The organism is Halomonas sp. YLB-10, from assembly GCF_003856855.1.
Lineage (GTDB): Bacteria > Pseudomonadota > Gammaproteobacteria > Pseudomonadales > Halomonadaceae > Halomonas > Halomonas litopenaei.
On record NZ_RRCU01000010.1, the window covers coordinates 18,062 to 41,114 of the forward strand.

At 63.0% G+C, this 23,053-nt stretch carries 23 protein-coding genes; 4 read left to right on the plus strand and 19 right to left on the minus strand.

All coding sequences use genetic code 11. The features are described from left to right. Nucleotides 1–41: 41 nt before the first annotated feature. Nucleotides 42–1,673, minus strand: a complete 1,632-nt coding sequence (locus EBB56_RS19615; RefSeq protein WP_124805112.1) for an NAD+ synthase — start codon at nt 1,671–1,673, stop codon at nt 42–44. Nucleotides 1,674–1,771: 98 nt separating this feature from the next. Here EBB56_RS19615 and EBB56_RS19620 point away from each other — a divergent pair, with 98 nt between their 5' ends. The 3 genes from EBB56_RS19620 to EBB56_RS19630 all read left to right on the plus strand — a co-directional run bounded on the left by EBB56_RS19620 (nt 1,772) and on the right by EBB56_RS19630 (nt 5,159). Beyond that, nucleotides 1,772–2,068 (plus strand): PP0621 family protein, encoded by a 297-nt coding sequence (locus EBB56_RS19620; RefSeq protein ID WP_108133534.1) that lies wholly within the window; start codon nt 1,772–1,774, stop codon nt 2,066–2,068. Nucleotides 2,069–3,190: 1,122 nt separating this feature from the next. Continuing rightward, nucleotides 3,191–3,793 (plus strand): tetratricopeptide repeat protein, encoded by a 603-nt coding sequence (locus tag EBB56_RS19625; protein WP_124805113.1) that lies wholly within the window; start codon nt 3,191–3,193, stop codon nt 3,791–3,793. Nucleotides 3,794–4,211: 418 nt separating this feature from the next. Beyond that, nucleotides 4,212–5,159, plus strand: coding sequence for a tetratricopeptide repeat protein (locus tag EBB56_RS19630; protein ID WP_124805114.1), 948 nt, complete (start codon nt 4,212–4,214; stop codon nt 5,157–5,159). A gap of 86 nt (nt 5,160–5,245) precedes the next feature. On the opposite strand, the gene thiO is transcribed toward EBB56_RS19630, so the two are convergent. After that, nucleotides 5,246–6,355, minus strand: a complete 1,110-nt coding sequence (gene thiO / locus EBB56_RS19635) for a glycine oxidase ThiO (protein WP_124805115.1) — start codon at nt 6,353–6,355, stop codon at nt 5,246–5,248. Nucleotides 6,356–6,442: 87 nt separating this feature from the next. On the opposite strand from thiO, the gene EBB56_RS19640 reads away from it, so the two are divergent. Further along, nucleotides 6,443–7,045 carry a GspH/FimT family pseudopilin gene (locus EBB56_RS19640; RefSeq protein WP_124805116.1) on the plus strand — a complete coding sequence of 201 codons (603 nt, stop codon included), beginning with the start codon at nt 6,443–6,445 and terminating at the stop codon, nt 7,043–7,045. Here EBB56_RS19640 and EBB56_RS19645 read toward each other — a convergent pair. From EBB56_RS19645 to rplU, 17 genes are all read right to left on the minus strand, one after another. Beyond that, a complete protein-coding gene (locus EBB56_RS19645; RefSeq protein ID WP_124805117.1) occupies nt 7,042–8,064 on the minus strand; it encodes a PilX N-terminal domain-containing pilus assembly protein in 1,023 nt (340 codons plus the stop codon). The two genes, EBB56_RS19640 and EBB56_RS19645, sit on opposite strands and share 4 nt — an antisense overlap. Next, a complete protein-coding gene (locus EBB56_RS19650) occupies nt 8,061–8,543 on the minus strand; it encodes a PilW family protein (protein WP_083970596.1) in 483 nt (160 codons plus the stop codon). Before EBB56_RS19650 ends, EBB56_RS19645 begins: the two co-directional genes overlap by 4 nt. Further along, on the minus strand, nt 8,540–8,959 hold the full coding sequence (pilV, locus tag EBB56_RS19655) for a type IV pilus modification protein PilV (RefSeq protein WP_260425401.1): 420 nt from the start codon (nt 8,957–8,959) through the stop codon (nt 8,540–8,542). The genes EBB56_RS19650 and pilV overlap by 4 nt, the downstream gene beginning before the upstream one ends. After that, nucleotides 8,956–9,465, minus strand: a complete 510-nt coding sequence (locus tag EBB56_RS19660) for a GspH/FimT family pseudopilin (RefSeq protein WP_124805118.1) — start codon at nt 9,463–9,465, stop codon at nt 8,956–8,958. Before EBB56_RS19660 ends, pilV begins: the two co-directional genes overlap by 4 nt. After that, nucleotides 9,452–9,826 (minus strand): type IV pilin protein, encoded by a 375-nt coding sequence (locus EBB56_RS19665; RefSeq protein WP_162816485.1) that lies wholly within the window; start codon nt 9,824–9,826, stop codon nt 9,452–9,454. Before EBB56_RS19665 ends, EBB56_RS19660 begins: the two co-directional genes overlap by 14 nt. A gap of 339 nt (nt 9,827–10,165) precedes the next feature. Further along, nucleotides 10,166–11,119: a 4-hydroxy-3-methylbut-2-enyl diphosphate reductase gene (gene ispH, locus EBB56_RS19670; RefSeq protein WP_185696479.1), complete on the minus strand. Its 954-nt coding sequence runs from the start codon at nt 11,117–11,119 to the stop codon at nt 10,166–10,168. 101 nt (nt 11,120–11,220) lie between these two features. Then, nucleotides 11,221–11,667: an FKBP-type peptidyl-prolyl cis-trans isomerase gene (gene fkpB / locus EBB56_RS19675; protein WP_045994447.1), complete on the minus strand. Its 447-nt coding sequence runs from the start codon at nt 11,665–11,667 to the stop codon at nt 11,221–11,223. Between the two features lie 62 nt (nt 11,668–11,729). Next, on the minus strand, nt 11,730–12,236 hold the full coding sequence (lspA, locus tag EBB56_RS19680; protein WP_231498700.1) for a signal peptidase II: 507 nt from the start codon (nt 12,234–12,236) through the stop codon (nt 11,730–11,732). Between the two features lie 37 nt (nt 12,237–12,273). Next, nucleotides 12,274–15,120: an isoleucine--tRNA ligase gene (ileS, locus tag EBB56_RS19685; RefSeq protein ID WP_185696480.1), complete on the minus strand. Its 2,847-nt coding sequence runs from the start codon at nt 15,118–15,120 to the stop codon at nt 12,274–12,276. A 10-nt stretch (nt 15,121–15,130) separates the two neighbouring features. Continuing rightward, nucleotides 15,131–16,183: a bifunctional riboflavin kinase/FAD synthetase gene (gene ribF, locus EBB56_RS19690; protein ID WP_108133523.1), complete on the minus strand. Its 1,053-nt coding sequence runs from the start codon at nt 16,181–16,183 to the stop codon at nt 15,131–15,133. Nucleotides 16,184–16,299: 116 nt separating this feature from the next. Further along, nucleotides 16,300–17,823, minus strand: a complete 1,524-nt coding sequence (gene murJ, locus EBB56_RS19695; RefSeq protein ID WP_124805193.1) for a murein biosynthesis integral membrane protein MurJ — start codon at nt 17,821–17,823, stop codon at nt 16,300–16,302. Nucleotides 17,824–18,168: 345 nt separating this feature from the next. Beyond that, nucleotides 18,169–18,435 (minus strand): 30S ribosomal protein S20, encoded by a 267-nt coding sequence (gene rpsT / locus EBB56_RS19700; RefSeq protein ID WP_045994444.1) that lies wholly within the window; start codon nt 18,433–18,435, stop codon nt 18,169–18,171. A 353-nt stretch (nt 18,436–18,788) separates the two neighbouring features. Continuing rightward, nucleotides 18,789–19,562, minus strand: a complete 774-nt coding sequence (locus EBB56_RS19705; RefSeq protein ID WP_108449256.1) for an SDR family NAD(P)-dependent oxidoreductase — start codon at nt 19,560–19,562, stop codon at nt 18,789–18,791. Nucleotides 19,563–19,769: 207 nt separating this feature from the next. After that, entirely contained in the window at nt 19,770–20,912 is a 1,143-nt protein-coding gene (proB, locus tag EBB56_RS19710) for a glutamate 5-kinase (RefSeq protein ID WP_108133521.1), read from the minus strand. Nucleotides 20,913–20,971: 59 nt separating this feature from the next. Continuing rightward, the gene (gene cgtA / locus EBB56_RS19715) at nt 20,972–22,159 is read right to left on the minus strand and encodes an Obg family GTPase CgtA (protein ID WP_108133520.1); all 1,188 of its coding nucleotides are present in this window, start codon (nt 22,157–22,159) and stop codon (nt 20,972–20,974) included. Nucleotides 22,160–22,282: 123 nt separating this feature from the next. Beyond that, nucleotides 22,283–22,540 carry a 50S ribosomal protein L27 gene (rpmA, locus tag EBB56_RS19720; RefSeq protein WP_045994440.1) on the minus strand — a complete coding sequence of 86 codons (258 nt, stop codon included), beginning with the start codon at nt 22,538–22,540 and terminating at the stop codon, nt 22,283–22,285. Nucleotides 22,541–22,602: 62 nt separating this feature from the next. Then, complete coding sequence (rplU, locus tag EBB56_RS19725; RefSeq protein WP_045994439.1) at nt 22,603–22,914, minus strand: 50S ribosomal protein L21; 312 nt, start codon at nt 22,912–22,914, stop codon at nt 22,603–22,605. Nucleotides 22,915–23,053: the final 139 nt, after the last annotated feature.

The following is a 23,053-nucleotide window of genomic DNA, read 5'->3' on the forward strand; positions in this document are numbered from 1 at the left end:
CGACGGGTGGGGTACCGACAAGAGGAAAGAAGCAGGTCTCGTCAGAGGCCCGGTTGCCATCCATTGACGATTGGATAACGACGGTCACGGCCGAAGCCGCGCTGGGTCACGCGCACGCCTACCGGTGCCTGGCGGCGCTTGTACTCGCAGCGGTCCACCAGCTTGACCACCTTGTAGACGTCCTCGGCGCTGAAGCCCGCCTCGATGATCGCCTCGGCGCTCATGTCGCCTTCGATGTAGCGCACCAGAATGGCGTCCAGGGCGTCATAGTCCGGCAGCGAGTCGCTGTCCTGCTGGTCCGGCGCCAGTTCCGCCGAGGGCGGACGCTCGATGACACGCTCCGGGATCACCAGGTTCTCGGTGTTGCGCCAGCGCGCCAGGCGATACACCCAGGTCTTGTAGACGTCCTTGATGGCGTTGTAACCACCGACCATGTCACCGTAGAGGGTGGCGTAGCCCACCGCCATCTCGCTCTTGTTGCCGGTGGTCAGGACCATCAGGCCCTTCTTGTTGGACAGCGCCATCAGCAGCACACCGCGACAACGCGACTGGAGATTCTCCTCGGTGGTATCGCGCTCGGTACCCTCGAAGCTCTCGGCCAGGGTGTCCATGAAGGCTTCAACCATGGGCGCGATCGGCATCACTTCATAACTGACTCCAAGCAGACGGGCCTGCTCGGCGGCGTCTTCCTTGGAAATGTCGGCGGTGTAGTGATACGGCATCATCACCGCATGGACCCGCTGGGGACCGAGTGCATCCACCGCGATGGCCAGCGACAGGGCCGAATCGATGCCGCCAGACAGCCCCAGCACCACGCCCTTGAACCCACTCTTGTTGACGTAGTCACGCAGACCGGTGACCAGAGCGCTGTAGAGGTCTTCCTCCGGCGCCACGTCCAGATCCACCTCGCCCTGGCGCGGGGTCCACTTGCCCTGCTCCTCGACGAAGTGCACCGGGCTCAGCCAGATATCCCAGTGCGGCGCCTGCACCGCCAGCTTGCCTTCGGCGTCGACACAGCAGGAGCCACCGTCGAACACCAGCTCATCCTGACCGCCAATCTGATTGACATAGACCAGCGGCAGGCCGACGTCACTGGCACGCTGCTCGAGAAGCTCGAGCCGCTCGGCCGGCTTGTTCTGGTGGTAGGGCGAGGCATTGAGGGTGACCAGGATATCGGCACCGGCGTCGCGAGCCTGGCGGACCGGCGCTTCCTGCCAGATATCCTCGCAGATCAGAATCCCGAGCCTGGCGCCCTTGTGTTCCACGACCAGCGGCGTGTCTCCGGGCTGGAAGTAGCGCTGCTCATCGAATACCTGATAATTGGGCAGGGCCTGCTTGGCATACTCATCCAGCCACTGGCCGTTGTAGAGCACGCCGGCCATGTTGTGCAGCGCGCCCTCGCGACGGCCGGGATAGCCCACGATGACCATGACGTCACGGACCATCTTTTCCGCCATGCGGGTACGCGCCTCGCGCAGGCGGGTCTCCATCGACGGCCTCAGCAACAGGTCCTCGGGCGGATACCCGGTCAAGAACAGTTCCGGCAGAACAACCACGTCGGCACCGTGCTCGAGGAAAGCCTCGCGTACGGTCTCGATGGCCCGGTCGGCGTTGCCGGGGATGTCGCCGACCAAGGGGTCGAGCTGCGCCATCACCAGAGTCAGGTCTTGCATGAGCGGAGAAATCTCTCGAGAATCGGGGGGATCAGCCCCCATTGTCCCGCAAGGGCCGCCAACAGGCAAAGGCCGCCTCCAATCCGTGTGGAGTAAGGATGAACCTCTTGATAATCCGCCTTCTGATCTTCGCCGTGGTGTTCTTTGCCGGGCTCAAGCTTTATCGCATGTACCGCGAGTGGAAGTTTGAGCAGCAGGATCAAGGCCCCACCTCCCATGAGGGTGGCAAAATGGTCCGCTGCACCTGGTGCAAGGTACACCTGCCCGAGCAGGACGCCCTGCGCGAAAAGGGCGAGTGGTTCTGCTGCGGTGACCATCGTGACAAGTTCATCACCGAAAGCCGCCAAGGCGACGATGCTGACGGCGATAACGGCGATGACACCCAGGGGCGTTGAACGCCCCTTCTTCAGAGCTTGACGCCCGCAGCATAGCGACGACCGGACGTCGAGCCTCGCCATGCCGCGCGCCTGCCGCACTCACTCGTTCTCGCCAAAGACTGCTCGTCTCCTCCCGCCTTTCTCGCACCTGCACGAACAAGCGTTATTCGTAAGACATTGTTCATGTCGATGTTATTATATTCTTAACTTCTAATCTTTAGCGCTTCCCCTATCTCTCTGCTCGTTTTCCCATCCGCCTGACTATGGCTTATTGACCATAGGCATCAAATCGCTCCGTCATCTGGACAGGACGGTTCATCGCTCAATCCCGTCCGCGACTTGGTGCCGACGCCAACCGCCGAGGAAACCGTCTTCGTGACGCCCTCGAGCGGCAGCGTGGCATCAGGGGCCAACGGACTGGCAAGGGAAGTGATTGGCATGGAGCAAGATGCAAAGGGCGATCTGTTGTCGCTGATGAACTCCACATTGAACCAGGGCGGCCAACAACATGGGCACGTCTGTACGACACGATCTGCGTCCTGGCGACGACCTCAACCGGCACCCCATCAAATAGAGCCTGCTGGTACTTACCGACCGGCAAGACAGCGACCTCACCCTGGCCCGAACACTACCACCAGGGAGGTTTCAAAAAACAATAGCTACAATTGCATTTCTATCGAAAAGTACATGCATAGCAATCTACCACCTAAACCTCTGACGCTTTATGTTAATCTCATCAACCAAAACAGGCCAAGTGATATGAAAACAGGTGCATTCATAGTGAGGATATAGCCATGACCCACTACGTCAAGAAAATCCCGATAATCCTATTTCTTATATTTTCATCAGTGTCTTTAACAGGTTGCGACGAATCTTCCATTTTCAACTTTATGGGTTCTCGAGAAATAACCTTTACGGAAATGGAGGAATCGCCATATTTTATTGCTAACAACCCGGACCGCTACGCGCTCGCTGACTTCTACGACAACACATCGATCGAAAAGTTCGATTCGTGACAACCAGAATGGTGACATAACAGCCAAGTTCCTTCTCGGTTTGATCTATGCGGAGTTGATAACAGGGTATGAAGAGTACGTCGATAGGTCCCAAGGACTACCACTCGTGAAGGAGTCGTGGAAGATGGGGGTAGTCGACGCAGGGTACTCGCTATTCACTGCTTATAACTGGGGCATCGGCACCCAAATCAATAAACCCCTAGCGCTGGCCTACCTCCGGGCAAGCGCGGAGAAAGGCTATATCCTCTCCCAGAAAAGACTGGGCTTTGCCTACCGAAGTTCCCGTCCTCACGGACTGGTGGATAAAGATATCCAGCAGGCGAGGATCTGGTTCACCCGCGCCGCCGAACAGGGCGACGCCGAATCAGCCTCACAGCTTGCCGGCATCTATCGTAAAGGCCTCGGCGTGCCCAAGGATGAGCGAGCAGCCTTCGAGTGGTTAAAGCGTGCCGAACATATGCCATTCGATGGACGTATTAGTCATGGCGGCCTTGCAGTGTACTACGAAGAGGGCATCGGCACCGAGGTGGACCTGGTACAAGCCTACAAGTATTTCGACCTCCAAGGCACAGCCGGCGTCCCCGACAAGAAACGCCTGGAAGCACAAATGACACCGGAGCAGGTCCAGCAAGCCATCGCCCTGTCGCGAGCCTGGCAGGAAGAGAATCGTACATTTTTTCCGAGCTACTACGGCCTGGAACACCAGTCGGATGGCAGCTATCGGTGAGGTAGCGTCCTAGGCGATCGCCAACCACTTCCTGGCCCAATCCGATCGCAAGGCTGGCTTTCGACCTCAATCTCGAGCACCTGAATTCGAGCAAAAAGGCTAGCCTTCGGATCTACGGCTATTTCTTCCCATCACCTATAAATATCTTAAGCTCTCTCGTCTTGTTGCCTGCGTCGAAGACTGGGTCAATCGCTGTTGCTATGGCAATCACCAGGGGCAGCGACTTCCCTATGAAGCCTTGGCATGGAAGCGCAACTTCTTGGAAAGTTCCAAGGGTCAGCGAATGCCACGCCAGTAAAAGAGAAGGTCTTATACGTAGTAACAAGCCTCCCAAACCACTAAAACTTTCCGTCAGCTTCGTTTCTTCAGACACTTCACAAGAAACTAAAGTTGATATTTTCAGGATGAGCATCTGACCATGGACAGGAACAGAAAGATACTTGACATACCAGCCTTTATACTAATCTACTTCTTCCTTCTAACAGGTTGTGACGGCACATCTCCTTTCAGCACTACTAGAGGACACAGCACTTCTACCATAGCGATGAAAGCGCCTCCATACTTTATCGCAAACTCCACCGACAATAGCCCTCTCTGGGACAACTTTGAAGGTATCACAGTAGAAGACCTTACAAATAAAGCTAAAGCTAGTGATGGCGAAGCCACATTTCTGCTAGGGCTTGTTCAGTTCGGCTATATCACGAGATTCGAGCGAGAACCAGATACAAGTGAAGGTATACGACTGCTTCAAGAAGCATGGCGATTAGGAGTGATCGACGCGGGTCATTCTCTTTTCACCGTCTACTACAAGGGCATCGGCACCCGAATCAATAAACCCTTGGCGCTGGCCTACCTCCAGGCAAGCGCGGAAAAGGGCTATATCCTCTCCCAGAAAAGACTGGGCTTCGCCTACCGAGGTTCCCGTCCTCGCGGACTGGTGGATAAAGATATCCAGCAGGCGAGGATCTGGTTCACCCGCGCCGCCGAACAGGGCGACGCCGAATCAGCCTCACAGCTTGCCGGCATCTATCGTAAAGGCCTCGGCGTGCCAAAGGATGAGCGAGCAGCCTTCGAGTGGTTAAAGCGTGCCGAACATATGCCATTCGATGGAAGTATTAGTCATGGCGGCCTTGCAGTGTACTACGAAGAAGGCATCGGTACCGAAGTCGACCTGGTACAAGCCTACAAGTATTTCGACCTCCAAGGCACGGCCGGCGTCCCTGACAAGAAACGCCTGGAAGCACAAATGACACCGGAGCAGGTCCAGCAAGCCATCGCCCTGTCGCGAGCCTGGCAGGAAAAAAATCGTACATTTTTCCCGAGCTACTACGGCCTGGAACACCAATCGGATGGCAGCTATCGGTGAGGTAGCGCCCTGGTGCGATATTCAAGACTCGCTGACACAGTCCCTTTGCAAGGCCAGCCTGCGGATGTTGGGCGTTCCCGTTTCTCCTATCCCCTTGGGCGTTCTTCCACACGTCCTTGCAACCGATAGGGCGCGGGATCAATGATCGGCTCTCTTCCCAGCAGTTGATCCACCAACAGTCGCGTCGAGGCCGGCGCCAGCACCAGCCCATTGCGGTAGTGCCCGGCGTTGACGTGCAGGTTGTCCCAGCCGGAGGCCTGGCCGATATAAGGCACCCCGTCCGGTGATCCGGGCCTCAGTCCGGCCCAGTGGTGCTCGATCTCGCAGTCGGCCAATGCCGGAATAATGCCGGTAGCGCTATGCCATAGTGAGCTACGGGCGTCGTCATCGGTGCCCTTGTCGAACCCGGCGTTTTCCAGGGTGGAGCCGGCCAGGACCCGCCCGTCGCCGCGAGGAATCACGTAGCGTCCATCCATCAGCACCACCCGCTCGACCAGCCCGGGTGGTGCCTTGAACAGAATCATCTGACCCTTGACCGGGCGTACCGGCAGATCGAGCCCGGCCATGTCGGCAAGTCCCGCCGACCAGGCGCCGGCACAGATCACCACCTGATCGGCACTGATGTTGCCCTGGTCGGTGTTCACCACCGCCACCCGCTCCCCTTGCCGCTCGAACCCGGTGACCGTGCATTGCTCGCGCAACGTCACCGCCGCCATGTCCTCCAGTCGGGTCCTCAGCGCGCGCATCAGGCGGGGGTTACGAATGCTGCCCAGGGTCGGCATCCACAGCGCCTCGTCGATATCGCGGCGGGCGTTGGGTTCCTTTCGGCGGATCACTTCCGCGCCTACCCGCGACAGCGGCTTGCCAACCTCCCGCGCCCACTCGAGTGCGCGCGCTTCGTCATCCACCCTCAGGTAGAGAAGCCCTTTCTGACGATACTCCGGGTCGACCCCGGTCTCCTCCAGCAGGCGCAGGGCCAGTTCGGGGTAGGCCCCCTCCGACCAGCTCGCCAGGCGCGATACCGGCGAGCTGTAGCGCCAGGGATAAAGCGGCGAGACGATCCCGCCCCCGGCCCAGGAGGCCTCGCTACCGCAGCCGCCTCGCTCGACCACCGTCACACTGTGACCGGCATCGGCCAGTTGCAGTGTCGTCATCAGCCCTATGACGCCGCCGCCAATCACCAGGAAATCACTCAAAGCGCTTCTCCAACGTCTGCTCTCCCTTCTCCGAGCTAGGCTCAAGGAACCCTGAATTCAAACAACAACCACAAGGAAGCGTTCGCCATGGACGACGACGCCCGAATCCGCTGCCATTTATGCATGTCCCGTGCTCACCGGCACGAACCTCACCGCCAAGAATTTTGCCATCCCGAACCTTGCCGCATGGCTTTCCACCAGTCCGGGACCACCTTGCTGGAACTGTTGCTGGTGGTGGCTATTGTGGGCCTTCTGGTCGGCGTGGCCCTGCCGGGCTACCGGGCAATGGCCGCCCGACAGGATATCGCCAGCGAGCTTTCGCGACTAGAAGGCGCCCTGATGCTGGCCCGGGGCACGGCCATCACCCGGGCAAGACCCGTCACCCTGTGCCCGAGCGACGACGGCGTGCACTGCGGCGAGGACTGGAGGGGGAAGCTGTTGATCAAGGCTGGAGCGCCGAGTTGGGAGGGCGCGACACTTCATGTCTTTGCGCCAAGCCGGCTCTCAAGCATCGGCTTTCGCGAGGATGCAAAGCCGGTGCGTTTTCTGGCCAATGGACGCGCCAGTGGACATAACGGGACTTTCGATATCTGCGCGCGAGAAAACACGGGCGCTAGGCTGGTACTCAGCAATTTTGGAAGGATCAGAAGTGAAAAGGGTCGGTGTGCTGGACCCTCGTTTCCGCCTTAGTCATCACGATCGATCCAGATTACGCCGCCGTCACCTTCTCCACCTTCATCGGGGCTGATTTCGACCTTGCCATTTATCGTGACGGGACCTTCGGCAACTAGTCTGCCATTGATCGTGAGCCCCCCGCCCCCGCTTATCGCCATAGACCCGGTACTCCAGATGTCTCCATTGAGTTCCACCTGTCCGTGAGGAGCGAGCGTTGGCGCTCCAGAAACAACGATCGAGGTGCCATAGCTCCCAGCTGGGGCTTCGATTGTCACGCTCTGGCTCGGATCGGCAGGATCCACCACGATCACGATCTGATCCGCATCAGGGTAATCCGCTAGATTCAGACTGCCATCAAACCCGTGAGTTCTAGCGTCGCAATAGACGATCCCTTGGTGACTCGCACAGCCATCCGGCCCAAAGTCGGCATCCTCGAAGTCTTTGGCGACCTCATCGATATAGCTGTCTGGACCGTAGTCGTTACCGGGGTGGGCAAGTCCGTTTAGTTGGCAGTTGGCGGGCTGATCCAGCTCAGGATGTGCCACCACAGGCCCCCCCGCATAGACCATGCAATCGTCAGGGATGAGATCGGGCAATTCCAATCCAGAGCTTTCCTTCTCTCGCCCCACCATCAGAAAGTGCCTTGCCAATACCTGCTCACCATCGCTGACCTGCCCCATGATCAGCTGCACGACAACATCCTGTTCTATACAGTCGATATGTCGATAGCCCACTGTGTCGCTATTGGTCAGTGTGTGTACGTCCGACCAATCAGCGGATACGCCGCCCTGTTCCGCTCGGTCTTGAATCTCGGCACACTCCAGTAGCCCGCTCGATTCAGGCGTTTCACTTAGCCTCTCGGCCCCACCCCAATCCGCCGCCATCTGGGCCTGGGCCATGGCGCGCATATTGCCGGCCAGGCGTTCGTCCACCAGCGCCGACTTGACCCCGGCCATGGCCACCACCGAGGCGATTGCTACCAGCGACAGCACCACCAATAGTGCCGCGCCTCGCTGCCTCGCTGGCGCCTTCATTCGGCATTCTCCGCCGCGGACACGGCCTGGAGACGATCCACCGCGTGCAGCCGGATCGGTGTCCTTGCGTGGGGCAGGTTCAGGGTGATGCGATAGAGTCCCCCACCCAGATCTTCCAGCACCTGATCGTCCTCGCAGGAACCATCGTAGGCCAGGCCATCGACCAGAGGCTCGCCGCTGTCGACCTCGTGCAGCGTACAGGACTCGCCATCTGGCGCCGGGCGCAGCACGTAATCGCCGGGGGAGGCGTCGCCCCGGCGCACCGCCGCGGTGATGGTATCGAGGGCGTAGCTCAGGACCGCCTGGCGATCGGCCAGGCGCAGCACCTCGCGCGCATTGGCGTTGACCTCCTGAAACAGCGAGCCCGCAGCCAGGATCACCAGGCTGCCGACGACCATGGCCACCATCAGCTCGACCAGCGACACGCCGCGCTGGCGACGCAATGACTTGCACGGGGAAAGGACGCGGTGCGGGCTCATGGTGCTTTCCGAGCGGGCAGCTTGACCCAATACTGAAACAGGCTGGGTTCGGTGAAGCGCTCGTCCTTCCAGCTGATACGCAATTCGAAGGCGCAGTCGTCCCGAGCGATCACCGCCTCATTCAGGGGAATGAGACCGGGAAGGAAATCGGCCCAGTGCTCGCGCCAGTGCTCTCGGGAAAGGCTCTCGGGCACACCTTCAGGACAGTACCCGCCATTGGCCACTAGGCTTGCCCACAGCAGTTCCCGTGCATCCTGGGCGGCCAGGTCCGCCAGCGATCTCTGGATACTGGAATGGGCGCTTTGCAAGCTGCGCAACTGCATCCCCGCCACCCCTAAAAGTCCCACCGACAGCAGCACCAGCGCCACCAGTGCCTCGAGCAGGGAAAACCCGGCCTGGGATCGCAGGCTTCTCACGCGGCATCTTCCTCATCGCCGGAACGTACCACGCCGCTTGGCTCCACCGAGACCCAGCGACCCTCGCCTCCTGTCCCGCGAAGCTGCCAACGGCAAGGGCTACCGTAGCTGCAGTCATCCAGGCGCCCCATCAGATCGAAGCTGACCCCACCGGGCGATACCCGGGTACCGTCAGTGTGCGCTGCTTCATCGACCATCAGTACATCACCATGCGCGGTTGGAGTGGACTGGCAGCCGCCGGCGTCCGCGTCTCCCGCCAGCACCTCGAGCCGCCATCGTCCCGCGCAGTCGACCACCAGCACCCGGACCTCCTGGCGTCGGGTCAAGGCGGTGGTGCGTGCCAGGGTCAGTGCGCCGACCAGGCGATTGGTATCCGCCACCAGACGCTCGCCGGCCAGCCAATGGTGCAGACTTGGCACCGCCACCGCAGCCATCAGACCGATCACCGCGACGCAGACGACCAGCTCCAGCAGGGTGACCCCGCGCTGGCGGTTACCAGCAGTCATCTGGTGCCCGTTCGCCGGTCTGGTCCATGGTCAGGCTATCGCAGCCTTCCTTCACCGACTGGGCGTCGAGGGCCCTGGCCTCGAGAAAATAGCGCCCTGGGTGGCGTTCCACCGACAGTTGGTAGAAACCGGACTCCGACGGTCGCTCAAGACCGTCACAGGCGGCGATATCATAGGCCTGGTCACGGCTGTAGCAGCGTTCCAGCGACGAGGCGGTTGTCATCAACAAGGCGCGGCCATCGGCGACACGGGTCTCGCGTAGATGCTCGGTGTACATGGGGTAGGCCACCGACGCCAGCAGACCGATGATGGCGATGCACAGCAACAGTTCGATCAGGGTGAAACCGCCCTGACGCTCCATCGGGCCTGGTGACGAAGCCCGTGTCGAAGCGGCACTGACTTTCTGGTCCAGCTCACTGAATCCATGCTCATCCCAGCGCGTCTCTGCGTAAATTGAGCCTCGCGTTTTTCGTATTCCCTGCATCGGGCTTCTCCGGCTCGTTTTCCCTTCGAGTATGTCGCACGTCCGCCATGGACGGCAGGCGCTGGATCAAGGTTGTGTCGCGACACCACGCTTAAGCACAGACTTGAGGCTTTCTCCTACGCCTGAAAACAAGGACGCCGCCCTTGGGGGCGGCGTCGAGATGCTGCACTGGAAAAACGAACGGCGGAATGCCTTCACGGCAATCCCCTGGTGGCATCAGTCGCTGACGATGACCCGCTCGCGCAGTTCACGCGGCATCGAGAAGGTGATGGTTTCCTCTCGGCCGGCCAGTTCCTCGGGGGCCTCGGCGCCCAGCTCGGTCAGGCGGTCGATGACCCCCTTGACCAGTACCTCCGGGGCGCTGGCCCCGGCGGTCACGCCGACTGCACCGATATTCGCAAGCCAGGCCGGATCGATCTGCTCGGCACTGTCGATCAGGTAGGCCGGGGTGCCCACTCGCTCGGACAGCTCGCGCAGGCGATTGGAGTTGGAGCTGTTGGGGCTTCCCACCACCAGTACCAGGTCGGAGCCCGCCGCCAGTTCGCGCACCGCGTCCTGGCGGTTCTGGGTGGCGTAGCAGATATCGTCCTTGCGCGGCCCCTGGATGTCGGGGAAGGTGGCGCGCAGGGCATCGATCACCCGAGCGGTATCGTCCATGGACAAGGTGGTCTGGGTGACAAAGGCCAGCCGACTGGGGTCCTTGACCTCCAGACGGGCCACGTCCTTTTCGTCCTCGACCAGGTAGATCTGGCCACCGTGGGAGGTGTCGTAACGCCCCATGGTGCCTTCGACCTCGGGATGCCCTTCATGCCCGATCAGGATGCACTCCTGGCCACGGCGAGCGTAGCGCAGCACTTCCATATGCACCTTGGTCACCAGCGGGCAGGTGGCGTCGAAGACCTTTAGCCCGCGCCGCTCGGCCTCCTCCTGCACCGCCCGGGACACCCCGTGGGCAGAGAAGATCACGATGACGTCATCGGGAACCTCGTGGAGTTCCTCGACGAAGATCGCCCCACGCTCGCGCAGGCTATCCACCACGAAGCGGTTGTGGACCACCTCGTGACGCACGTAAATGGGCGGCCCGAACACGTCCAGCGCGCTGTTGACGATGTCGATGGCCCGGTCGACGCCGGCGCAGAAGCCGCGCGGGTTGGCCAGCTTGATTTGCATGGTTTGCCTTGCCTCGGTGCCGTCTTGGCACCTGGTTGAGCGGATGATTCGCGTGGTCATCACGTACTGCGCCTTACCGGCACACCGGGGACGTGAATCGCCTAGTGGGTGGTGGCGGGCTTGACGCCCAGCACCTCGACCTCAAAGGTCAGGGTGCGCCCGGCCAGCGGATGATTGAAGTCCACTTCCACCATGTCGCCGTCGATCTCGGTGACCACCCCGGGTAATTCGTCGCCGTTGGCATCGGCAAAGGACATCACGGTGCCGACCTCCGGCTCGTCGCCGTTGAACACCTCACGCTTCATGCGCTGGATGTTCTGCGGGTTGTGCTGACCGAAGGCGTGCTCGGGACTGACCTCGAAGCTGCCGCTGTCGCCGTCGGTCATACCCTTCAACGGCTGCTCGAACCCGGGCGGCAGGTTGCCATCGCCCAGTTGAAAGGTCGCCGGGGCCTTGTCCCGGGTGGAGTCCACCACGGTGCCATCTTCCAGCTTGAGGGTGAAGTGAAGGGTGACTTCCATGCCCTCGTCGATACGGTAGTCGCTCATTGGGATCTCCGAAAGAGTGACGGACCGGCAGGGACCGATACGTCGCTGCCGGCAACAGATAATTAGCCGCGCCGGGCGCGGCGGCGCTCGCCGAAGATCGACTCCCAGATCAGGCCGATGGCGCCCAGGGTGATGCCGATATCCGCCACGTTGAACGCCGGGTAGTACCAGCCCGCCGCGTGAAAGGACAGAAAGTCCACCACGTAGCCGTGCACCAGGCGGTCATAGAGGTTGCCCAGGGCGCCGCCGATGATCAGCGCGAGACACGCCCCCAGCAGCTTTTCGTCACGCCGCAGGCGACGCATCCAGATCGTCAGGCCGACGGTGGCCGCCACCGCGATGGCGGCGAACAGCCAGCGCTGCCAACCGGGGTGATCGGCCAGGAAACTGAAGGCCGCCCCGGTATTGTGCAAAAGCGTCAGATTGAAGAACGGCAGCACCTCCACCGGCGTGGCGTAGGTCAGCGTCTGGCTCATCAGTGCCTTGGTGCCCAGATCGAGCACGACCCAGGCCAGCGCCAGCCACCACCAGCGCAGCGGCTGGCGCATCGGTTCCACCTGTGAACTCATGTGCCCGTCACCCTCCTTGGTCGTGGAATCCGTGGCGTCAGGCATAGTGACGCACCTCACCCGGACCGTCCGGCAGGTTGCTGACGCAGCGCGAACACAGGTCCGGGTGCTCGGGCAGCGAGCCCACCTCGGGGCGATGGTGCCAGCAGCGCTCGCACTTGGCGTTGTCGCTGGCGCGCACCGCCACCTTGAGCCCTTCGACGTCGGTCTCGGCGGCATCGACTCCTTGGTCGAGCGGCGCCAGGTGGACCTCACTGGTCAGCATCACGAAGCGCAGCTCGTCGCCCAGGCGCGAGAGCAACTCGTCAAGTTCATCGCTGACGTGCAGGGTCACCTCGGCGGCCAGGCTGCCCTTGATGGTCTTGGCGTTGCGGGCGTCTTCCAGGCACTTGTTGACCGCCTGCTTGACCGTCAGCACCCGCTCCCAGAAGTCACGGCCCATGCTGGCGTCGTCGCTGAGGGTGGACAGGCCTGTGTAGTAGGTCTCAAGCAGCACGCTGCGGCCTTCGGCCAGGCCCTTCTCGCCGGGGATGTTCTCGAAGATCTCCTCGGCGGTGAACGACAGGATCGGCGCGACCCAGCGCACCAGCGCCTGGACCACGTGATAGAGGGCGGTCTGGGCGCTGCGACGGGCCTGGGAGTCGGACTGGGTGGTGTACTGGCGATCCTTGATCACGTCCAGGTAGAAGCCGCCCAGCTCCCGCGCGCAGAAGCCGTGCACCTGCTGGTAGACGTCGAGGAAGCGGTACTCGTCGTAGGCCGTCTCGATGCGTGCCTGAAGCTGCGCGGCGCGGTCCACCACCCACTGGTCCAGCGCCAGCATGTCGTCGAAGGCCAGGGCGTCACGCTCGGGGTCGAAGCCGTTCAGGTTCGCCAGCAGGAAGCGCGCGGTGTTGCGGATACGCCGGTAAACGTCGGCGGTGCGCTTGAGGATCTCGTCGGACACCGCCATCTCGCCGGAATAGTCGGTGGAGGCCACCCACAGACGCAGGATGTCGGCGCCGAGCTTGTCCATTACCTCCTGCGGGGCCACCACATTGCCCATGGACTTGGACATCTTGCGGCCCTGGGCGTCGACGGTGAAGCCGTGGGTCAACAGGCCCCGGTACGGCGGGTGACCGTCGATGGCGCAGCCGGTCAGCAGCGACGAGTGGAACCAGCCGCGGTGCTGGTCCGAGCCCTCCAGGTACAGATCGGCACGCGGGCCGCTCTGGTGGCCGTGGGGATGCGAGCCGCGCAGCACGTGGCGGTGGGTGGTGCCGGAGTCGAACCACACGTCCAGGGTATCGGTGACCTTGTCGTACTGACTGGCCTCTTCGCCCAGAAGCTCGGCCGGGTCCAGGCGGAACCAGGCGTCGATGCCGCCGCGGTCGACCAGGTCGGCGACCTTCTCGGTCAGCTCCACGGTCTGCGGGTGCAGCTCGCCGCTTTCCTTGTGCAGGAAGAACGGGATCGGCACGCCCCAGTTACGCTGACGCGAGATGCACCAGTCCGGGCGGTTGGCGATCATGCTGTGCAGCCGCGCCTTGCCCCAGCCCGGGGTGAACTCGGTCGCCTCGATCCCTTCGAGCGCACTTTCGCGCAGGGTGCGACCGTCATGGCCAGGGATGTCCATGCCGACGAACCACTGGGCGGTGGCCCGGTAGATCACCGGGGTCTTGTGACGCCAGCAGTGCATGTAGCTGTGGGTGATGGTCTTGTGAGCCATCAGCGCGCCGGCCTCGGACAGTGCCTCGACGATCTTGGGATTGGCCTTCCAGATCAGCATGCCACCGAACAGCGGCAGGTCGTCGACGTAGACGCCGTCGCCCTTGACCACGCTGATGAAGTCACTGAAGTCCATGCCGTAGCGACGGCAGGAGTCGAAGTCATCGACGCCATGAACCGGCGCCGAGTGGACGATACCGGTGCTGCCCTCGTCGCTGGTCACGTAGTCGGCGAGATACATCGGCGCGGTACGCTCATACAGCGGATGACGGAACTCGATCAGCTCCAGCCGTTCGCCACGCGCCGTGGCGATGACCTCACCGCTCAGGCCGAAGCGCTCGAGGCAGCTCTCGACCAGTTCCTCGGCCAGCAGCAACAGCCGCTCGCCGGTGTCGACCAGGGCGTAGTTGAACTCCGGATGGACATTCAGCGCCTGGTTGGCCGGGATGGTCCAGGGGGTGGTGGTCCAGATGACCACCGCTGCGGGCTTGGGCAGGCTGTCCAGCCCGAAGGCGGCGGCCAGCTTGGCGTCGTCTGCGCAGGTGAAGGCCACATCGATGGCGTCGGACTTCTTGTCGGCGTACTCGACCTCGGCCTCGGCCAGGGCCGAACCACAGTCGAAGCACCAGTTGACCGGCTTGAGTCCCTTGAACACGTAGCCGCCCTTGACCATGTCGGCCAGGGCGCGGATCTCGCCACCCTCGTTGGCGTACTCCATGGAGCGGTAGGGATTGTCCCAGTCGCCGACCACGCCCAGACGCACGAAGTCCTGAAGCTGGCCCTTGACCTGCTCGTCGGCGTACTCGCGACACAGCGCCCGGGCCTTTTCAGGCTCCAGGTGCTTGCCATGGGTGGTCTCCACCTTGTGCTCGATGGGCAGCCCGTGGCAGTCCCAGCCCGGCACGTAGGGTGCGTCGAAGCCCGCCAGGTTCTTCGACTTGACGATGATATCCTTGAGGATCTTGTTGACGGCGTGACCGATGTGAATGCTGCCGTTGGCGTAGGGAGGGCCATCGTGCAGCACGAAGACCTCCTGGCCCTGGCGTGCGTCGCGCAAGCGCTGGTAAATGTCCAGCTTCTGCCACTGCTCGACCCGCGCCGGCTCGCGCTTGGGGAGCATGCCGCGCATGGGGAATTCGGTTTCTGGCAGATTCAGAGTGTGCTTGTAGTCGCTCATAGTCCTGGGGTCAGCCGTCGTCATGATCGGCGGGGGCCTGCCCCGCCGGGGAATCCTGGGTTGCGGCCTCGCGCGCACGTGGCGCCGATGCCAGAGGATAGGGTCGTGGGCCGTCAGGGTCCCGGGCAAACACTGCTCGCGCCCGGTCGATGTCGGCATATATCTGGGTCTTCAGCGCGGCGAAGTCCGCGAAGGTCTCTTCACCGCGCAGCTTGGCGCAGGGCACCACCGTCAGGCGTTTGCCATACAGGTCTGCCTGCATGTCCAGCAGATGCGCCTCCAGCACCGGACGCGGCGACCCTACCGTGGGCCGCCAGCCGATATTGACCACCGCGGGATGACGCTGGGACGCCTCGCCATCGCTGCCGTCGTGGATCTCCACCGTCGCCGCATAGACACCGCGCAGCACCAGCGGACCCGGCAGCAGCGGCAGGTTGGCGGTGGGCACACCGATGGTGCGCCCGCGCTGCTGGTCACGCACCACCCGGCCGCTGACGCGGTAAGGCCGGCCCAGCAGGCGCGCCGCCGCCTCGAAGTTGCCACAGGCCAGCAGGGTGCGCACCCGTGTGCTCGACACTCGATCATCGTCGATGCGAAAGGTCAGGGTGTGTTCGACGCTGAAGCCGCTGCTGCGGCCGGCTTCGGTCAGCAGGGCGAAATCACCGCGACGATCGCAACCGAAGCGGAAGTCGTCGCCCACCACCAGATGGCGTACGCCGAGCCCCTCCAGCAGCACCCGTTCGATGAATTCTGCCGCCGTCAGCTGGCGCAGCGATTCATTGAACGGCAGACACAGCACCCGATCGACGCCGCACTCCTTGAGCAGGCCGACCTTGTCGCGCAACCGCGTCAGGCGCGGTGGCGCCTGGTCGCCGGCAAAGTACTCGCGCGGCTGGGGTTCGAACACCACCACGGTCACCGGCAGTCCGCTGCGCGCCGCCTCGGCGTGGCACTGCTCAAGGATCGCCCGATGGCCCAGGTGCACCCCATCGAAGTTGCCGATGGTCGCCACCGTGCCACGGTGCTCCTCGCGCAGATTGTGCAGGCCTCGAATTACTTCCATGAGTCGGGTCACACCGAACCTAAAGGGAGTCGATTATAGCGAAGTGCGGGGCGCCGCGTCTTCCCACCGTCTGAAGGCGTCTGGGTGGGCAGACAGCTTTCTGACAAACCCCAGCCCTAACCCTTGAGCCGGAACTGGCGGACTCTGACTCCTGTCAGCCCCAGCCAGGCGAAGTACGCAAGCCCACCGGCCGCCACCAGCGCCGCCATCCACAGCACACGAGGCATGAGCCCCCAGCCGAGCCACTGGTGCCACTCCGGCGCCAGCAACACAAGCACCAGGCCCATGGCCACACAGCCGCCTCCGAGCTGCACGGCAAAGCGCCCCCAGCCGGGCTGGAAGCGCAGCACGCCCTGCCTGCGCAGCAGCCAGGCCAGCATCCCGGCATTGAGGAAGGCCGACAGCGCGGTGGCCAGCGCCAGCCCGGCGTGGGCCAGTGGCCAGATCAGGATCAGGTTGAACACCATATTGGCGACCATCGCGATGATACCGACCTTGACCGGCGTCTTGGTGTCCTGGCGGGCAAAGAAACCGGGTGCCAGCACCTTGATCAGCATGAAGGCGACCAGGCCGAGGGCATAGGCACGCAGGCTCATCGCCGCCATCACGATATCGTTGTCGGTCATGGCGCCGTAGTGGAACAGCGTGATCAACAGCGGCTCGGCCAGCAGCGCCAGTGCCAGCGCCGCTGGCAGCCCCAGCAGCAGCACCGCTCGCAGCGCCCAGTCCAGCATCTGGCTGAAGTGCTCGGTGGACGCCTCGGCGTGGCGCCGCGACAGCGCCGGCAGGATCACCGTACCGATGGCCACGCCGAACACCCCCAGTGGCAGCTCCACCAGGCGGTCGGAATAGTAGAGCCAGGACACGCTGCCCGCCGCCAGCAGCGAGGCCAGGATGGTATCCAGCAGCAGATTGATCTGCGACACCGAGACTCCGAACAACGCCGGCGCCATCAGTCGAAGGATGCGCCGCACACCCTCGTGGGCGAAGTTGGGCCAGGGCCGGGGCATCAGCCCGAGCCTCACCAGAAAGGGCACCTGAAACAACAGTTGCGCGGCACCGGCGATCAGCACGCCCCAGGCCAGCGCCATGGCCGGCTCGCTCATCATCGGCGTCAGCACCAGCGCCGCACCGATCAGCGACAGGTTCAGCAGCACCGGGGTGAAGGCCGGTACCGCGAAGCGATTCCAGGTATTGAGCACGCTGCCGGCGAAGGCGGTCAGCGAGATCAACAGCAGATACGGGAACGTCAGCCGAAGCATGTCGGTGGTCAGCGCGAGCTTGTCGGGATCTCGCGCAAAGCCAGGAGCAAACACCCAGGTCAACCAGGGCGCGGCGACGATAGCCAGGGCGGTAATCAGCGCCAGCACCGCCGCCAGGCTACCGCACACCGCATTGAGCAGTTCGCGTATCTCTTCGCGGGTGCGGGTGGTCGAGTACTCCGACAGCACCGGCACGAAGGCCTGATTGAAGGCGCCCTCGGCGAACAGCCGACGCATGAAGTTGGGGATCTTGAAGGCCACGAAGAAAGCGTCGGCGCCCTGTCCTGCACCCAGCAGGGTGGCGATCACCACGTCGCGCACCAGCCCCAGCACCCGGGACAGCATGGTCATGCTGCTGACCACCAGCCCAGAGCGCATCAGGCCTCGGCGCACGGGCGCCTTGGCGCCCCCCACCGAGGTGCCTGCCCCCTGCTCCAGGGCCTGATCAATGTCCTCATCCGAGGCCTGCTGTCGACGCTCGTCGGTCACGTCACTGATTCCTTGCTTGCGGGTTCCCTGCTCAATTCCCGGCTCGTTTGTCCGGCCTTCTTGCCACGCTGACAGTCCCCGCCCTGTGGCTCGCCATCGCCCGGAGAAGGGCGACGAAGGGGCACCGGGGCGCCGCGGGTCATCAATTGGCAGGCACAAAAAAACCGGCCGTAGCCGGTTTTTCGCGTGCGCGACACGGACGCATCCGCGTCACGCCGAAAGCGCGGGACCGGCTTACGCAGCCAGCGCCTTGATGCGCTTGTTCAGACGGCTCTTGATGCGAGCGGCCTTCTTCTTGGACAGGGTGTCCTTGTCGGCGATGCGGTCGATGACCGGCTGTGCCGCCTTGAAGGCGTCCATTGCCTGAGCGTGGTCACCGCTGTTGATCGCCTTGATCACGCGCTTGACGTAAGTGCGGACCATGCTGCGCTGGCCTGCCTTCAGGACACGACGAGATTCTGCCTGACGGGCGCGTTTACGGGCTTGCTTGCTGTTAGCCACTGACTGTCTCCTTGGAGAAAGTTGTCGTCACCGTCGCACGATGACTTGATAACGTATTGATCCAACAGGGAAATAAAAAAATCCCCGTCGGCCTGGCCATCTGGCCGACCGCCATCGCAAGCACTGTCGCGAGGCAATCGTTACGGGCCGTGTCTGAGAGGATGGCGCATCCTATCATGTCAAGGTACTGCGCGCCAGCCTTTTAGGGCCTGGCGCGCCTGGCTCACTCCACCGACCCTGTGCCCGGCCAGCGGCGGCCAGCGCAGCGGTCATCGCGCCACTTGTCACGACGCCACGGGCGCCACGGGCGCCTCAGGTCACCGCAGACGTTGCCGCCGCCATCGCCACTCGAATCACTTCAGCTTCGACTGGATCATCTGCTTGACGAAGCGCTGACGCTCCTGCAGCCGCAGCCCCTGGATCGCCTCCGCCAGATCATGAGCCTCTTCGCCCACGTGCCAGTAGAGCTGACGGCGAGTGCTGATCGCCTGGTAGGCGGCCTCCGCCACTTCCTTCGGGCCCAGAGTAATCTCCTGCTCCGTGCACACCATGGAGTCAGGATTGTTGGAGTTCATCGGTGTATTGATCAGGCCGGGTTCGATGATCCCTACATAGATGCCATCGGATTCCAGCTCGATACTCAGCGACTCGCCCAGCGACGTCACGAACGACTTGGTCGCACCGTACACGCTGAACATCGGCAGCCCGGTGATCGCCGACGCCGACGACGTCAGCAGGATGGCGCCTGCCTCGGACGCCATCACGTAGGGCAGCGCTTCCTTGATGATGTAGATCGTGCCCATGGCATTGATCAGGTTCATCATCTCGTACTTTTCGAGCTCGACGTCCTTGAACAGGCCACTCGCCTGAATCCCGGCATTGGAGTGGACGACATCGATCACTCCACCGCAGACGGTGGCGAACTGCTCGATGGCGTCATGCACACCGGCACGACAGGAGACATCGCACTTGTAGGCAAACAGGTTCGCCTGCCCTTGCGCCTGCAGCTCGTTCAGCGCCTTGACGTTGATATCCAGGCCACCGACCTTGAAGCCCTTCTCCAAAAACAGCTTGACGACCTCAAAGCCGACGCCGGAACCAGCACCCGTTACCAGAATAGACTTCATCGACAACGCTCCCTCTTCTCCAAAGACCGCTGAGACCACGCACCAGGGCACGCTTCAGCTTCAAGGCCCACGCAACAGGACAGATGTCGCGCATGCGCCGCCGACAGCGACTGCTGTCGGCGGCGCATAAGAGCACGGAGAAAAGACGGGAACCATATCCCTAAAGAGAGGTGCCAGCAGCAACAAGAAGCGCGCTACTGCCCTGGGTCAAGCCAGCACCACAAGATTGTCGCGGTGAATCAGCTCCGGCGCTTCCATATAGCCGAGCAACTCACAGATGCGACCGCTGGGCTGGCCGAGAATCTTGCGCGCGTCCTCGGCGTTGTAGTTGACCAGCCCCTTGGCGATCCGCTCACCCTGCTCGTCGACGCACAGCACCATATCGCCGCGCGCAAAGTCACCCGAGGAGGCCTTGACCCCCACCGGCAACAGCGACGAGCCACTGCCGCGCAGCACCCGTACCGCGCCGGCGTCCAGGGTGAGGGTACCGCGCACCTGCAGCTGGCCGGCGAGCCAGCGCTTGCGCGCAGCGATGGGGGCCCGGTCCGGCGTCAACAGGGTGCCCAGCCGCTCGCCATCGGCCAGCCGCTCCAGTACCCGGGGCTGGCGACCGCTGGCGATCACCGTGACCGCCCCGCTGCGCGCGGCCAGGCGCGCCGCGCGCACCTTGGTGGTCATGCCACCACGGCCCAGGGCGCCGCCGCCGCCGGCCACCGCCGCCAGGCGCGCATCGTCGGCGCGCCCCTCCTCGATCAGCCGGGCGCTGGGGTCATGACGCGGGTCGGCGTCGAACAAGCCCTCCTGGTCGGTCAGGATGACCAGCGCATCGGCCTCGAGCAGGTTGGCCACCAGGGCGCCAAGGGTATCGTTGTCGCCAAAGCGGATCTCGTCGGTGACCACGGTGTCGTTTTCGTTGATCACCGGCACCACCTTGAGGTCCACCAGCGTGCTCAGCGCCGAGCGCGCGTTGAGGTAACGCTTGCGATTGGACAGATCGTCGTGGGTCAGCAGAATCTGCGCGGTCACCAGACCGTGACGACCGAAGTGATTCTCGTAGGTTTCGGTCAGCACGTTCTGCCCCACCGCCGCAGCGGCCTGGAGCTCTCGCACCGATGACGGGCGAGCCCGCCAGCCGAGACGCACCATGCCTGCCGCCACGGCCCCGGAAGACACCAGCACCACCTCGATGCCGCGACTCGCCAGGGCGGCGATCTGATCCACCCAGCCACCGATGGCGGGGTCATCGAGGCCACGCCCGTCGTTGGTCAACAGGGCGCTGCCAATCTTCACCACCACCCGTCGCGCGCTGGACAGGGCGTCACGCCCCGGGACCCGCTCTCCGCTGTGCATCCTTTTCTCGCCCCGCTGCTCTGGCCGAACGGGGAGGCTGTCGACTCCCCTGACGACCGCTATTGAACGTATTCGACCTCGACGTCGTAGTCGTCGTCATCGAGATCGTCATCGTCGTCTTCGTCACGCTTGCGACGACGACCCAGGCGCGCCTCTGTCCTGGCCACCGCCTCATCTTCCATGCGCCGGCGCATCTCCTGCTCGCGCTCCATGGCCTCTTCATCCTCGTTCTCGAGGGTGCGCTGCTCGGTCAGCCAGCGATGGGCCGCCTGCACCAGTGCCTCGGTGCCGACGTTGGAGATCGCCGAGATACGAAAGACCGGGCCTTCCCAGCCGAGTCGACGCACGATCTCGTCGGCGGCAGCCTCACGCTCGTCCTCGGGCAGCAGGTCGAGCTTGTTGAGCACCAGCCAGCGCGGGCGCTCGGCCAGGGTCGGCGAGAACTCGCCCAACTCATGGATGATCGCCTCGGCGGCTTCCACCGGATCGGACTCATCGAACGGCGCCACATCCACTACGTGGAACAGCAGGCGGGTACGCGTCAGGTGCTTGAGAAAGCGCAGCCCCAGGCCGGCACCGTCGGAGGCACCCTCGATCAGCCCCGGCACGTCGGCCATGACGAAGTGCTCGTGCATGCCGAGCTTCACCACTCCCAGGTTCGGCACCAGGGTGGTGAAGGGGTAGTTGGCCACCTTGGGCTTGGCCGCCGACACCGAGCGGATCAGCGTCGACTTGCCGGCGTTGGGCAGCCCCAGCAGACCGACATCGGCCATCACCTTCATCTCCAGGCGCAGGTTGCGCCGCTCACCTTCGGTGCCCGGCGTGGTACGCCGTGGTGCCCGATTGGTGGAGGACTTGAAGTGAATGTTGCCGAGCCCACGGCGACCGCCCTGGGCCACCTGCACCACCTGGCCGATCTCGGTCACGTCGGCGATCACCTCGAGGGTATCCTCGTCGATCACCGTGGTACCCACGGGCACCTTGACGTGGAGATCCTCGCCAGCGCGGCCGCTCATCTGGCGACCCTGACCGGGCTGGCCGTTCTGCGCCTTGTAGAAGCGCTGATACTTGAAATCGATCAGCGTATTGAGGGCATCGTCACCAATCAGGTAGACGCTGCCACCATGGCCGCCATCGCCGCCATCCGGGCCGCCCTTGGGCACGTACTTCTCGCGCCGGAAGCTCAGGCAACCGTTACCTCCGTTGCCTGCCTCCACGATGATCGAGGCTTCGTCGACGAACTGCATCTATCACTCTCCTGGCGGATGCTTTCCACCATGATACAAGAAGGCCCCGCGCTTGGCGGGGCCTTCCGGGGCCTGTCGGCAAGCGAGTCACGCTCGCCGGCGGCCCATGGCGTTCGGGCGGTCTCAGGCAGAGACGACGCTGACGAACTTACGGTTCTTCGGACCCTTGGTCTCGAACTTGACCACGCCTTCGTCCAGAGCGAACAGGGTGTGGTCCTTGCCGATGCCAACACCGGTGCCGGCGTGGAAACGGGTGCCACGCTGACGCACGATGATGTTACCCGGGGTCACGGCCTGGCCACCGAACAGCTTGACGCCAAGGCGTTTGCTTTCACTGTCGCGACCGTTACGTGTGGAGCCGGCTGCCTTCTTATGAGCCATTGCAAAGTCCTCGCTCGTTGAGGGAATAGTCCGCTACGCATTCGCCCGAGGGCGAGGCGTATTTAGGCAGAAATTCCGGTGATTTTAACTTCGGTGAACCACTGACGGTGGCCCTGACGCTTCATGCTGTGCTTGCGGCGACGGAACTTGATGATAGTCACCTTCTCGCCACGGCCGTGGGCGACGATTTCGGCGCTGACCTTGGCACCCTCGACCAGCGGGGCACCAACGGTGACGTCGTCATCGTTGCCGACCAGCAGAACCTCGTCGAACTCGACGGTATCGCCGGTGGGGATTTCCAGTTTCTCGAGCTTGAGAGTCTGGCCTTCCTGAACGCGGTACTGCTTGCCACCGCTCTTGATCACTGCGTACATGCTGTTTCTCCAGAAACTCATCGGGGTTGGCTCTTGATCGACCTGCTTCGAGTGGCGCCCCTTTTGGCAGCCATCTGACAGGGAGCATGGATGAGTGGGCCGCGTATTATAGCGACACCCTCGCGTGGGCACAACCCGA